This window comes from Terriglobus sp. 2YAB30_2, from assembly GCF_052114765.1.
Lineage (GTDB): Bacteria > Acidobacteriota > Terriglobia > Terriglobales > Acidobacteriaceae > Terriglobus.
Genome location: NZ_JBFRFJ010000001.1, coordinates 160,549 through 174,293, shown reverse-complemented (window position 1 = coordinate 174,293; position 13,745 = coordinate 160,549). Strand labels below are relative to the sequence as shown.

The 13,745-nt window shown below is 56.5% G+C and carries 10 protein-coding genes; 1 reads left to right on the top strand and 9 read right to left on the bottom strand.

Annotated features, from left to right (window positions below):
• Positions 1-50: 50 nt before the first annotated feature.
• The 7 genes from AB4Y89_RS00665 to AB4Y89_RS00635 all read right to left on the bottom strand — a co-directional run bounded on the left by AB4Y89_RS00665 (position 51) and on the right by AB4Y89_RS00635 (position 11,474).
• Positions 51-2,987: a glycosyl hydrolase family 28-related protein gene (locus tag AB4Y89_RS00665; RefSeq protein WP_442298982.1), complete on the bottom strand. Its 2,937-nt coding sequence runs from the start codon at positions 2,985-2,987 to the stop codon at positions 51-53.
• A 110-nt stretch (positions 2,988-3,097) separates the two neighbouring features.
• The gene (locus AB4Y89_RS00660) at positions 3,098-4,045 is read right to left on the bottom strand and encodes a cupin domain-containing protein (RefSeq protein ID WP_442298981.1); all 948 of its coding nucleotides are present in this window, start codon (positions 4,043-4,045) and stop codon (positions 3,098-3,100) included.
• The gene (locus AB4Y89_RS00655; RefSeq protein ID WP_442298980.1) at positions 4,042-5,436 is read right to left on the bottom strand and encodes an MFS transporter; all 1,395 of its coding nucleotides are present in this window, start codon (positions 5,434-5,436) and stop codon (positions 4,042-4,044) included. Before AB4Y89_RS00655 ends, AB4Y89_RS00660 begins: the two co-directional genes overlap by 4 nt.
• Before the next feature lie 60 nt (positions 5,437-5,496).
• Positions 5,497-6,612 carry an SMP-30/gluconolactonase/LRE family protein gene (locus AB4Y89_RS00650; RefSeq protein WP_442298979.1) on the bottom strand — a complete coding sequence of 372 codons (1,116 nt, stop codon included), beginning with the start codon at positions 6,610-6,612 and terminating at the stop codon, positions 5,497-5,499.
• Complete coding sequence (locus tag AB4Y89_RS00645) at positions 6,605-7,012, bottom strand: hypothetical protein (RefSeq protein WP_442298978.1); 408 nt, start codon at positions 7,010-7,012, stop codon at positions 6,605-6,607. Before AB4Y89_RS00645 ends, AB4Y89_RS00650 begins: the two co-directional genes overlap by 8 nt.
• 119 nt (positions 7,013-7,131) lie before the next feature.
• Positions 7,132-9,339 carry an outer membrane protein assembly factor BamB family protein gene (locus tag AB4Y89_RS00640; RefSeq protein ID WP_442298977.1) on the bottom strand — a complete coding sequence of 736 codons (2,208 nt, stop codon included), beginning with the start codon at positions 9,337-9,339 and terminating at the stop codon, positions 7,132-7,134.
• A gap of 71 nt (positions 9,340-9,410) precedes the next feature.
• Positions 9,411-11,474 (bottom strand): right-handed parallel beta-helix repeat-containing protein, encoded by a 2,064-nt coding sequence (locus AB4Y89_RS00635; protein ID WP_442298976.1) that lies wholly within the window; start codon positions 11,472-11,474, stop codon positions 9,411-9,413.
• Between the two features lie 492 nt (positions 11,475-11,966).
• On the opposite strand from AB4Y89_RS00635, the gene AB4Y89_RS00630 reads away from it, so the two are divergent.
• Positions 11,967-12,266: a putative quinol monooxygenase gene (locus AB4Y89_RS00630; protein ID WP_442298975.1), complete on the top strand. Its 300-nt coding sequence runs from the start codon at positions 11,967-11,969 to the stop codon at positions 12,264-12,266.
• A 215-nt stretch (positions 12,267-12,481) separates the two neighbouring features.
• Here AB4Y89_RS00630 and AB4Y89_RS00625 read toward each other — a convergent pair whose 3' ends face one another.
• Positions 12,482-13,096, bottom strand: coding sequence for an HD domain-containing protein (locus AB4Y89_RS00625; protein WP_442298974.1), 615 nt, complete (start codon positions 13,094-13,096; stop codon positions 12,482-12,484).
• A gap of 15 nt (positions 13,097-13,111) precedes the next feature.
• Complete coding sequence (locus AB4Y89_RS00620) at positions 13,112-13,612, bottom strand: peroxiredoxin family protein (RefSeq protein ID WP_442298973.1); 501 nt, start codon at positions 13,610-13,612, stop codon at positions 13,112-13,114.
• Positions 13,613-13,745 lie beyond the last annotated feature (133 nt).

The window sequence follows — 13,745 nt, the reverse complement described above, 5'->3', positions numbered from 1 at the left end:
CCGCGTCTGCTGCGATCACACTCCATAGCGATTCCTCCGTCTCGTACGCGTTATTTCAGGTGAAGGCTATATAAGCCTCCGCGTGCTCCGATAAAGAGTGTCTTTCGGTCTGCGCCACCAATCGCGAGGCTGGAAGGGCGCTCAGGAATCTCCACCACTCCAATCTGTTTGCCAGTTGCGTCGTAGACATAGACCTGTCCGGCGGCAATGAAGACGTTGCCCAGCCTATCCTGTACGACGCCTGTACCTCCGCGCTGTGCGAAGACGTCTGCAGTCAGCGTACGCATGTTGTCGAGTTTGACGCGATAGGTTTTGTCGTCGTCTTCGCTGACCACTACCGTTTCTCCGCCGACCGCAAGCGTCTCCATCTGACTGGCCTGCATGTAGGGCAGCCAGGTCCCACCAGCAACCACGGTCACATCGCTCTGCGGCGCGGTGAAGTATCCACGATGTTCATCGACCGTAAAACCTGTGGCGGCCATGTTGCTGCGCGGAGCAAAGATGTAGCCGCTGTGGTTGATCTGCCTCTGCAACGAGCCGATGTCATTGTGGAAACCGGTCGCAATCGCAAGCTCACCACTTGTGAGTTCGATCGTTCCTTCCGCAATCTTCTGAGCTTTACCGTCGCCAAGAGGCACAGCGTAGACAGACTTGGAGTAATCCATTGCGAGCAAAAGACCGGGCTTCACCCATTGCACCACGCGAGGATCAGGCACGTCCGCTGAGACAACCTCGGCCTTCTTCGCGGTGTTGTCCCAGCGATAGATCTTCTGCATCGCGGCATCGGTGAAATAGAGCGTCCCCTTATCGTCCACCGTCAGGCCGGAAGCGTTGCTGAAACCATCTGCCAGCTTTTCAAGCTTTGCGTTTGCCGCAAAGACGCCCGCCGGCATCGGTAACGGAGCGCCTGACTCCAACGCTGGTCCAATGAGGAATGTCGTAAAGTCGTGAGTGCGCACTTTTACCCCGCTGCTGAAGTCCATCACTGCGTTGTCATAGGCCAGGCGGGTCATGCTGAAGACGTGCACATTCTCAAGCCGGATATCGCTGGAACCCTTTGACTCGATCGCATTGAGCTTGGGTATGGTGTTACGCGAGACCCGGTACATGAACAAGTTGGTAAACAGAATGTGCTGCGAGTTCACCAACTCGATCGCGAAAGCCTCGGCGCCCGCAGGCTTTTCCTCTTCGGTTTGCAGCGCATAGACAGTCCAGTTCTGCGCGTGGCGAAAACGCGTCTCGTAATGCATGTGGTGCTCGCAGGACATCTGGTAAATAATGCTGGGCGTGCTCGTGTTCTCCACGACAAGGCCGGCATTCGCGGTGGTATTCGCCGTCCAGATGCCACGAAACAGGCCGCCACCCCCCTCGCCGACCCACAGGCTGGGCTGCTCGCTCTCAGAAGTATCCCGACGCGGACCTGTGCGCGGAGGGACCGGCGGAGCATTAGGACTCAATGAACTGTTTGCACGCCCACGTCCCACGCTGAAGTTCACGTCATCAAGGAACGACGCTGCGCCGGCGCGCCACACTATGCCGCCGGCTCGCGGATTCGCAAATCCGGTCCCGACGCCAAGGCCCATCATCATGGCGTTGCCGCCACGCGCGCTCTCGACCAATGGGACTTCCGCACCCGTACCTGAGAACGCTGGCTCCTCCTCCAGCAGTGTCAGCATGGTGGTTGTCGGGTTCATACCGATGAGCACTGTGTCTGGCCTCAGGTGCAGCGTGCCCGTTAGGCGGTACATGCCCTCGGGCAGGTAGAGCACGCGGTAGGTGTCGATCGCCCTCTGCAGCGCGGGCGCGTCATCCGTCCCGCCGTCACCCTTCACGCCAAGCGTATGCACGTTAACCCATTCGCTCATTGCCGGAAACTCGGGGATATCCGTCTTCGCCAGCAACGGAAGGGAGTGCAGCAAGATCTCACGATGGCGAAGAGCATAGCCGGCCTCACGGCCATCGTTGCCAATCTCCAGTCCCAGGGTTAGCTTCTCTTCTCTCCAGAACCTTCCCGGCGCTTTGATCTCCGTGTAACCGGCCGCCCCTTCCCCATTCTCCAGCATCTTCGACACGTTGTTACAGGCAACACCATCCAGCGTGATCTGCGAGTGCGCGGCCCCCACATTGCCGACGACAACACCCGCACGGCGGATGTCTTCAAAGACAAGATCGCGGCCATAGAGCTGCTCGGCCATGCCCTTGCTGATCTCGACGGCAACCGGGGTCTTCGCAATCCGGTTACGCACCAGCGTCATGCCGACCTCTTGCGTATGAATAGCTGCCTTGCGCTGGCCTTCGAGGACCGAGTCCATCAGCAGGAACTGCCACGCCGGCGAGGTCTTTACCGAGACAATGCCGTATTCTCCGTCGTAGATCTTCAGGTCGCTGCCCTGATTACCAACATCTTCCAACGCGGCGCGACCATGTCCTACGTGAAAGTCGATGTGATTCAAAGACGAGTGTTGCGCCACGTGGAAACGTATAGCGATCGCTGCCGCATTGCCATCGCCTATCTCGAAGTCCACGTTGCTCATACCGCTGTAGAAGGTGAATTCATTGGCATCGACGATCGGGCTGCCCCGCTGAGGACGATTGGAGGCAAACTGCACCATATAGCGGCCTGTGCCGAGAAAGCCGTGGCCTTCCTGAAAGCCCGGCGTGTTGGGAGCAAGAAACAGAACTGGACGCTCAGCGCCGTAACCCACGATACGGATGCCGGCCCAGACATAAATGGTTTTGTTCAGGCGGTAGCGGCCTTGCGGAAGATACACAATGCCGGCACCGGTGGTCTCCTGCACCTTGTCGATCGCTGCCTGCAACGCGTCAGAGTCGTCGGCGGCACCGTCACCCTTGACTCCAAAGGCGCCCTTCTCGAGGTAGACGGCATGCGGATCGTCGGGCCGCAGGGTGTAGACCGATCTGGCCTCTGCACCGACCGCCGTCGCCAGCAGCACTGCCGCCGCACACACCCATATCCAAACACGCATCTTCGTTTCCCATAGCGCACGTTTTATATGCGATTGCAAAAAGCCCCGTCGCGGTGAAAGCGGCAGGGCTGTCCCTCAGGCCATCAGGCACTTTTCCTGCAGACCATCCATCAGCGTCTAACGTTCACGAGGGCATCCTTGGACGGGAAGTCTTTGGCGACGCCGACAATCATCAATTCGAGTGGCTCGCTCCCGCTGCTGGTGAAACTCTGCTCCTCGTTGAGCCGCACCGGGACAGCGTCCCCCGCATGAATCGCGGCCTTTTCCGCGCCAATGCGCACTTCGCCATTGCCCGAGATCACATAATAGACCTCGCTCATCTGGGCTTTGGTCACGGGTCCCACCGAACTTCCCACCGGTATCACTAAATGATCCACGTACGACCACACGGACGAGAACACGCTCGGAGGAAGAGCTCTGCGATATTGGACGGGGCCGGTTCCCCCTCCCATGTGCTCGACCGTTTTTAATAATGCCCGATCCAAATGCATGGTCATGAACTGAGGAATAGGATCGAGTTTGGCATCCTGACGGGGGTCTCCCAGATTGAAGGCATCGTAAGTCTTGCTTAGACCGACATTGATATTCAGCCACTGGATTGGCTTGTCCGTCGGATTGTAAATAGCGTGGGCATGGCCCATGACATCCGGTACGCCAACCGGCCCTTTGATCAGAGACGTGTGGCCATCTATAGTAAACTCCGCCTCACCGTCCAGAATGACGAACATCTCTTCGCACTTGTTATGAAAATGCTGGCCGATGCCACTCTTAGGCAGAATCACGCCGCGATGGAAAAAGATCAGGTTTGTATCAAGAGAAGTTAAGCCCAGCAATGGACGGTAATCCAAAGCACCTGGGCCATCATGTACTGCAGTGAGATGGTTGGCCTTCGCTGGATCGGTATGGCCGATACGCTGCTCGAGCGGCTGCGAACCCTGCATTGCAGGAGCGCTCGTCTGTGCATAGCCGGAAGACGCAAACAGGAGCAACGACAATACAACCTGAACCCTTCTAGCGGGCCTTACTCCAAGAAGTTGCCGTGGTGAAATCAGAATCACAGGTGTGCCTCCTCAATTACTCCGTTATGAGCTTCAAGTTTGCTACTGTTATCGTTCGGCAGAGGCCCTGGACCGATGGGTCCAACGTGCAGAGGGCGTTCTGGATGGACAGTGGACCAGAAGATCGCGGAGAGAACCGCAAAAGCAGCCGCTGTCGCAAAAGAAGTCGTCCAGCCGAATCGCTGCGCGATCCATGGAGTCAATGAGGCGGTAACAGCGCCGCCGATCTGGCCGCCCATGTTGATGATGCTTGCGAAAACACTTGAGTTTGGGCCTGCAATATCGATTGCAGCGGACCAGTAGGCGCTCTGCGAAAGATACAGCGCTCCCGCACCGGCAGCGAGTGTCAGACCTGCCAGCTGTGGATTGTGAAGTTGAGATCCAAGCACAAGAAACACTGCCGTCAGCAACGATGCACTCGCTGCGAGTCCACACCTTCCGACACGAAGGCCGTAGCGATGTGTCAGCACATCCGTCAACTTTCCGCCCAGCAGGCAGAAGATTGTCATCGATAGAAACGGAAGCATTGTGTACCGGGCACTGGCCTTCAAATCGAAGCCGCGAACCTGGGCCATGTAAATGAAGAACCAACTGAAGTAGACCCACGCCACATACAGGAACCCGAAGTATGCCCCCATGAGCGCAAGTAGATCAGACCGATGCAAAATCAGCTTCCAAGAGATTTTGTTCGATTCTGGTTGACGGTGTCTTCCATTCTCGCTGACGGTATGATCCGGCGAATCGCCCGGTGACACTTCCCGGATTAGCCTAAGTTCGGTTTCTCCAACCAACGGATGCGTCTCTGGGCGATCCCTCGCAATCCACCACCAGATAACACCTGCCAGAATTCCGACTACTGCGCTGAACCAGAAGGCAGAACGCCAGCCGTGATGAAGGATAAACCAGGTGAGCAAAGGTGGCGTCAGGCCACTGCCGGCTCCTACCCCGGCGAAGATGAGTCCGTTGACCATGCCCCGCTCATGGGACGGAAACCATCGCATTACGAAATGATTGGCCGCCGGATAAATGATGGATTCTCCGACACCGAGGCCAAACCGAAGCGCCACCAGAAAGAGCACAGCGTGAGTGGTCGACGAAGGTAACAGTGCGGTGAAGATGGTCGCAATTCCCCACCAAAGAACACCAACTGTAAGCACAAGGCGAGCCCCAAATCGAGCGGAAACCCATCCGGCTGGAACTTGGAACGCCGCATAGCCGATCAGAAATGCGCTCGCCATCCAGCCGAGTCGTTGGTTGCCAAGGCCAAACTCATGGCCTATCTGCAATCCAGCAATCGATAGGTTGGTACGGTCGAGGTAAGCGATAGCGCTCAATACAAACAGCCAGGATGCCAGCGACCACCGAACCTTCGTTTTATGTTTAATGCTCATCGTTTCCGTCCACTGGGATGACGCAACTTGTGAAAGCTTTATAGGCTCGTTATTTGCTCATCACCTTCTGTAGAGCGGCATTGCCCCAGGCGTCTTAACCCGGAGGCGATAGACGCTCGTGGAAGCGGTGATGTACAGCGTCCTGCCATCGTCAGCCCATGCCAGGTTTGCGGCTACTTCCGGCAGCTTAATTTGCCCAAGCACTTTTCCCGAAGGCGATATCACTCGGATGCCACCCGGACCTGAGGTCCATAGGTTATCCGCGGAATCAAGCTTCAAGCCGTCGGGGACATCAGGCGCGCTGCCGGGATACTCAATAAATCTGGTCCCATTTGAGACGCTGCCATCTGCTGCAACCTTGTATTTCTCGACAAACATCTCAGGGCCTGAATTGGAAACATACAGGGTCTTCCCGTCCCTAGTTAAGCCAATCCCGTTCGGTCGACTTAAATCCCTTATGGGAGCCGTGAGCTTGCCGTTGGCATATCGAAACACGCCATTGAACTTCAACTCTTTAGTAGGGTCACTGTCCTGGCGATCAAGCCCGTAGGGCGGATCGGTGAACCATAACGCACCATCCGGTGCGAAGACCAGGTCGTTCGGACTGTTGAATCTCTTCCCTTCGAACCGGTCGAGGAACGTGGAAGGCTTCAGGTGCTCATCAAGGCGCACGATCCTTCGAGCTCCGTGCTGGGTCATGAGCACGCTGCCATCCTTGTTGGTCGCGATACCGTTCGAACCTTTGAATCCCCCGTCAGGGCGAACATTTTCGACACCACCCGAGTGGTCCATCAAGAGGGTCGGATTTCCGTCCGGCGTAAGTGCGTACATCTTGTTTCCCTTAACGTCGGAGAACAACAAACGCCCTGACTGCCACATTGGGCCTTCGGCAAAGGTGAAGCCGCTGGCAACCTTCTCGATTTTTGTTCCCGGAGCGATCAGAGCATCCAAACCAGGATCGAACCGAATGATTTCCCCTCCGCTTGCAATCGCAGGAGCCGAAAGGCGTTTGCCTGCATCCCGCGGAGTTTGCCCCACTATCAACCCGGATAAGGCGAGGCTTGCAACACCAGCAACAATCGATCTCAAACTCAGATGCATTATGCTCTCCGTTTTGATGACTTCCTTAACTTCGGCAGACGCCTGTGTCCTTTCACAAACCAGGCCGCTAGGCATTATCCGTTAGCAATACAAGATAGTCCCGATTAGTCACCGTGTTTTCGATGAGGGGCCATACGCGTGCGTGCACGTCGGAAGCTATCCAGCGCTGCCGCAGCTCTTCGCTTCTGTATGTCAGCTGAAAGCGGTAATTGATGTTCGATGCGGGCGCTGGGCGCCCTTGAACCACCTTGCGGAGCTTCACGATCTTGACGTCGATGTATCCTTCGAACTTTTCTGCCGCGGGTTTGAACTGGGTATGAAACTGATGCAACATCTCCTGTTCGCGCGCGGGATCGATCGCGAGATCGCAGTACAGAACAATCGCCTTCTGAACTTGCTGTTTAGAGGGCTCGGCCACCGCGATGCCTGTGGAAATAAGCGGCCGCGCGATGCCGAGTAAAGCTGAAAACTTCAACAACGATCTTCTATTCATACGTCTCTCCCAGTTCAAAGCTAAAACTCCCGGCTGCTGCCCTTTCTCCGAACCTGCCCCGACGAAGCAAATCAACAGTCATAACGCTCCTGCTTCTCCATTCACCTGCCGGGTGTTTTCGGTTCCGCAGGAGACGTCAGCAGCCCAAAATAGCGCGAGAGGTAGTCACGGACTCTGCCGGCTTTTGCATCATCCCCCTGCGCACCGCGGGACCGCATGTCCTGAATGAGGTCTCTCCATCCATCCGGCGAACGACGATTTGCCACTGCGGTGCTAACGCCATGACACTGGCCGCACATGGAGATCACATCCTCTCTTCCCTCGCCAGCGGGCAAGATCGGCTCAGCTCCCGTACCGAGTGACGACGGCCCAGCAGCAGCAAACTGGTTCCCAACACCTGGTGGGCGAGGCGCAGGTACTGGCGCATACTGAGCAAGATCGATCGCACTCTCGCCAGCCTTTGGCAGCGCATACGCTATCAGGATCGCGTGATAGCTCAAAAAACGGCCGGGCATACCGATGGTGCCGGGGCCGCCATCGGGAACGACCACATATTGACGACCGCTCTTACCTTGAAAAGTGAGAGGAGTTGAAACTGCGGGAGCTGGCAACGTGGCCGTCCAGACTTCCTTCCCCGTGTGTGAATCAAAAGCATGGAAGCGCGAATCCACTGTGGCTCCAATGAAGACCAACCCTCCTGCAGTGGCTATCGATCCACCCAGGTTAGGGGTACCGGTGCTCTTGCCTGCCGCACCAAAATCATCCGAAACGCCAAGGGGCGAGCGCCATGCGATGTCTCCGGTGTTCGCATTCACGGCAATGATTTCGCCCCACGGAGGACGAACGCACGGCCATCCCTTCGTATCATTGAAGCGTCCGTAAGCCCCTTGCAGCTTATAGCCGCCTGCACCATCAGGAACCATCCGGCTGGTGGTAGGCATATTCGACACATTGACGAAGAAGTAGCCGAGATGAGGATCGGTGGAGACGCCACCCCAATTCCCGCCGCCCGATGTCCCCGGCGCGAAAACCGTGGTGCCCTTCGTGCTGACCGGGGTATAAGGACCATCATTGTGCATCTGCTGCTTATCCCACGATGCGGCGCAGTAATCATGAGCTTCAGGAGTAACGGTGGTGATGTCATCCCGGCTTATTCGCATTCTCGCGAGAGGCTCCGGCTTGAGCGGAAACGGCTGAGTCGGTGAACTATGTTCTCCGGGAACATCGCTTTGAGGGATCGGACGCTCCTCCTCTCCGAACACAGGCTTGCCGGTACGCCGATCAAGGATGAATGCGATTCCCGATTTCGGCACCTCCACCAACGCGGGAATGACTTGTCCATTTCGGTGTATGTCAATCAGGCTTGGCGCAGCAGCCGCATCGACATCTGTAATGTCGTGATGCGTCATCTGGTAAAACCATTTCAACTTTCCGGTATTGGCGTCGAGCGCAATGATTGAGTTCGCATAGTAGTTATTTCCGGGGCGATCAATCCCGTTGTAACTGTCGTCGGGATTTCCAATCGGGATGAACACGAGGCCGGTTGCCGGATCCACCGTCGCACCACCCCAGGCGCTGGGTCCCGCTCGTTCTTTCCAGCCCTCCGGCCCCCATGAACCGTCTTCGGGCTCTCCTGGTTGCGGGACGGTATGGAAGCGCCAGACCTGCTTCCCGGTCCGGACATCGAAGGCTCGGGGATCACCACTAGGACCTTTGCTGCCAAACTCCTGTGTGGAGGGTGAGATGATTGCGAGATTCTTGTAGATCGCGGCGGGCGATGAGATCGTGTAGAGCGCATCCGGATACTTATCCGCGACCTCATCGCGTAGATTCACCTTCCCATCCTGACCGAAAGCGGGAATAGGAGAGCCAGTCTTTGCGTCGAGCGCATACAGCCGGTCCGCGGTAGCGTAAATGATTCTCGCGCCGAGCGCACCATCCCCAGGCCAATAGGCAACACCTCGATCCCGTCCAGGTCTGGAGAGATCTTTGGGAATAAACTTCCACAGTTCTTTCCCGGATTCTGCATCCAAGGCGGAGGCGCCTCCAGGTATGGAGAGGTACATGACCCCATCGACCACAATGGGGCTACCCTCCCAGCCCCGCCCCTTTACACCGGTGTCATAGATCCAGACCGGCTTTAGACCTTGTACATTGCCGGCGTTGATTTGGGTCAGTGAAGAATAACGAATATGCCCCGAATCGATCGGACTATTTCCCGCTTCTCTGCTCCGTTGAGTCAAAGCTGTTGCCGCACAAACCACGACAATCGCTCCTACGATCGATCCGCCAATTGGCCTCGTTCTCATCACTCATCTTTCCGTTGAACCTTCTGCGTTGCTTATAGCGACAAGCATCTCGCCCGACATAAGCCTTCTGTCTAAGCAAGGGTGCGGCGTGGGTCGACCTTCCAGACACGCTTCGATCCCGGATCAGCCAGCGGTCCGGCAACTCTTGTTGCCCCCGCCGTCTTACCAAAAATGTCGTGGTCAATCTGATTTATCGCACTGACCTTCGGCAACGGCTGCGGGCTATTGATCGACAACTCCAGCTTGTCCGGGTCGAAGCTCACCTGCACATCGGCCACGACTGAGTTCTTGTCCCAGCCATACTTCGCTCGCCAGTCCGCCAGGCTGAACCACTGTTTCTGTTCGCCCGCAAAGAACCCTTGGAAGTCGTTCGGCAGCGATGCATACACGTTGCCGTCGGCCTCGTTTTTCTCCGTGAGAAACACGATTCCCGACTTGCCCAACGTTGAGAAGATGTTGTTGCTGATCTTGTTCTCTGACGCAAGACCGCTGCCTGCGCGGTCCGGACGAACAATCGCAAAGATGCCCGAGTTGTCGCATTTGCCGATCAGGTTCTGTGCAACAACAATCTTGTCGCTCGCGTTAATGAAGATGCCCGAACCCGCGCATCCACGCTGCCCCGGAGTTCCCGGCTCAGCATTGCGCACGTCCCAGATGATGTTGTTATCAATCTGGTTATGCTGCGGGTTCATCTCCATGTGGATCGCCGCGCTTACCGTCAGCGTGTCGGCAAAGATATTACTCGTGATGCGGCAGTTCACGTCACCGCTGTCCAACCAGATCCCGTTGCCGTGGCGGGTATGACGAATCACATTGCGACGGAACATCATGTTCTGCGCCCGATGAAACTTCGCCGCTGCAGACTCCCACTCACGTTCCGCATCGGCCCAGCAATTCCACTCGAACAAATTGTTATCAATCAGCACGTCGCGCGAACCAATGCCCGCTACGCCTTCAATGCCGTTGTAGCGGAAGGTGTTATTGCGGATGATGTGAGCGCTGTTAGGCTGCTGCGAGCCTGCTGGGGCCAATCCACCAATCTCCAGGCCAATAGCATTCGCCCACTCAAAGGTGTTGTCTTCGAATACCCAGCGTCCTCCACCATTGGTATCCACCATGGCTCCACGCTGCGGCAGAGGGAACCCATTACCGGCATGCGCGAAGGTGATTCCCTTCAAACGGATGTAACTGGTCCCACGGTTCGCGGGGACAAACACCTGTTCGCGAGTCGTGATCTCGATCGTGTGATCAGCCGGTGTCCCGCTCGCCAAACGGATGTGGATCGATTGGCCATTCGCATCGGTGTAGAACCTGTCATCCTTGGTTCCACCAAGCTCCTGCATCATCGGTCCGTTGCGTGTACGCGGCGGCGTCCCGGCCATTGACTGCGGTGCTCCCGGCGGCGGCGGCCCAGGCAGGTTCGGGCTCACCAGCTCACGCTGCAGCTCCACCGGCTCCAATGGCTTGCCGTCCGCAAACACCAGACCACGGCGGCGGAAGTATGGCCCCATGTCCACGGCCTTGGTGTCCAACCAGACGCGGTCGCCGGCAACGCTGGCCAGCGCAAACGGATTGTAGGCATCCGGGAACATCGCTCCCGTTAGCTGGAATCCCCATGTAGGTGCCTGCGGAGGAGGAGGCGTGGCGCCAGGCCGGCCAAAAGCGACCGCCGGGTCCTGCGTCCATCCGTCCTTCACCACCTCTGATCCCTTGATGTAAACCTTCGCTCCGGGAGCAGCCTCGTAGCTGATCATCTTGTCCGGGCTCGTTCCCCCACGCGCCGGCTTCACGCACTCGCGATATGTTCCAGCGGCAATCACCACGCGCTCGCCAGGCTGCAGCACCTGAGCGGCCTTGTTGATGGTGCGGAAAGGTTTCGCCTCAGTGCCAGGACCGTTGTCACTGGCATGAGCAGAACCATTGTCGACGTAGTATGTCTTCGAGAACTTCAGAGGCTGCTCCCACGAGACGTACACTGAGCCGTCCGGTAGGCGGTCGTCGCCTTCAGCAGTCTGATTCTGCGCAAACCCGTACCTGCCGAGGACAAACATGGCTGTCGCACCCACAGCGCATTCCAGGAACTGCCGACGATCGATCGAAAGCTGCTTGCTCTTTACTGGATTGTTTTCCGCCAAACGACTTCTCCTTTGCTACCCTTCAGCTCACTGTGCGTAGCAACCGTACCTTGTTGCCGATGCGGGAGAACCTCGTGTTTGTTCCCAGAGCGCGTTTTCAATCACGCAAAGCAGCGGATAAAGTTTGCGACCAAAACTTAAAGAACGGCACCATCCTTAGTCAACCTATAAAAACGTATTTATCTTTATTTTTTTCTCGAAGAAAAGGATCGCTCATCGGGCGCTACATGGAATCCCATCAGTCTCCGAAAGCCGTGCGGCTCCGGCACAAGTCGCCAGAGTGGAAGGAGGCATAGGACGCTCGAATTGTGTCTGACTGTAATGATCTGAGCCGGAAACCGAAGGACGGCCAGGAGACACACAATCTCCCTTGTAACCTTTGGCTATCTAGCGGCTCTAACGAACCGTTGCTGCTTCATGGGTGTTCAAAGCAAGCCCGTACTGGGCGCCACATGAGACAGCGGCGAGTTGTTGCTTAATAATTGGAGAACCATGATGACCAAGTTCGGCTTACTGGCCACATTACAGGCGCGCCCGGGAAAAGAGGCGGAGGTGGAAGCCTTCCTGAAATCGGCAGTCCCGCTGGTCCGGGCGGAAGCGGGTACAACCGCCTGGTACGCGTTCAAGATTGCCTCGGCCACTTTCGGCATCTTCGACACGTTCGAAGATGAGCAAGGGCGTACGGCACATATTGGCGGAGAAGTGGCGAAGGCGCTCTTTGCTCGTGCCGAGGAACTTTTCGTCACATCGCCAGACATCAAAACCATCGACATCCTGGCTGAGAAGCTATAAACGAAACGGTGCATTCTTAATGGATCCCGGACTGCTGCGATGCTAACGGCGCTCCGCTTCTTCTTTCGTCAGGCCATCTGCTGACGCGCCTCAAAAGATTGGGGCGCATCAGCGTTGTACAGAGTCAGGGCTAGCCAAGCTCTCAGCCTCGCCTCATATGTGACTCCAAGACGCGTTCCACGCCCTTCGAAGGTACCCACCAATAGGGAAATGTTCTATTTGCTCCCAATTGCAAAGAAGCCGCTACCTCGCGCTTTATCCAGTTCAGCCTTCAGATACGTCCATAGCTCCGGACACCCATTTTCAATCTCAGGTTGAATTCGACTCACAACGCGTTGGTAGCTCACGCCGTTTTCCACCCAGCTTCCGCCACCGTTGGATAGGTTCAACAAAACGGGCATGCTCCGATCGATCGCCTTCGCGAATTTGGCCTCCGGCGTTTCACCGGCTTCGAACTCCTTCCATAGATCGAGGAATGTTGTGGCAACATTTGGCGGCGCCAGGCCAAAGATCCTCTCCACCGCTCGGAGTTCTGCCAGCTTGCGCTCTTCCCAACCGTCGTCTGCGAAGACGAACTTGTCCCCGGCATCGATCTCTCCGATGTCATGGACCAGCAGCATAGCCAATACGCGATCAACCTGAATCGGATAGGCCAAACTCCTGGCCATCGAAAGAGCGAATGCCGCAATCTGCCAACTATGCTCTGCCGTGTTCTCGTAACGATCTTGCCCGATAGGCTTAACCTTTCGGAGTACGCCCTTCAATTTGTCGATTTCCAACACGAAACGAGCCGTGTCGTATAGAGCCAATCGTGTCTCTTCGTTGAGCATGTCTGGATTCTATGTCTACTGCTTAGGTAAATGTTCCAGCGTTTCCTGGGCCGACAGCCGATCGCCATGCCCATGACTGATCTTCTCGAAAACGACTATTCCCTTCATGTCCAGGATGAACGTGGATGGGTACGCAGTCTCATGGGGGGCAGCCCACCTGAGACCGTAGAGATTGGTCATCCTATAGTCCGGGTCGACCACTAGAACGACGTTGTCTGGAAGATTGGCCTGCTTCTCCAGAAATGCTTTCGCGTGTTGGTCCAGGGCAGCCGGCGGTCCAGGATAGACGAGGAGTACTCGAGTGCCCTTCGCTGCAAAATCAGCTCCATGAAGGATGAAATCATGGACTTGCTGCACACAGAAAGGACAGTCATATCCCGGATATCCCCGTAATACCACGAGTACAAGACTTTTCCCTTCCCGTTCGGATGACATCGTCACGGCTTTTCCGGAAGGCGTGGAGAGCGTAAAGTCGGGCGCCTTCGTCCCGATCGCAGGGGTTTGCGCGAAAGACACCCCACTCACGAGAAAGGCGAAAAGAAGCGACAGGACAGACTTAGCCGATGGATTGGATCGAACTGCGGGGAAGATACTTGAGATTATGAAATGTTGACGCACGGCACAACTCTCCTGCTTGGCGATGCCATTA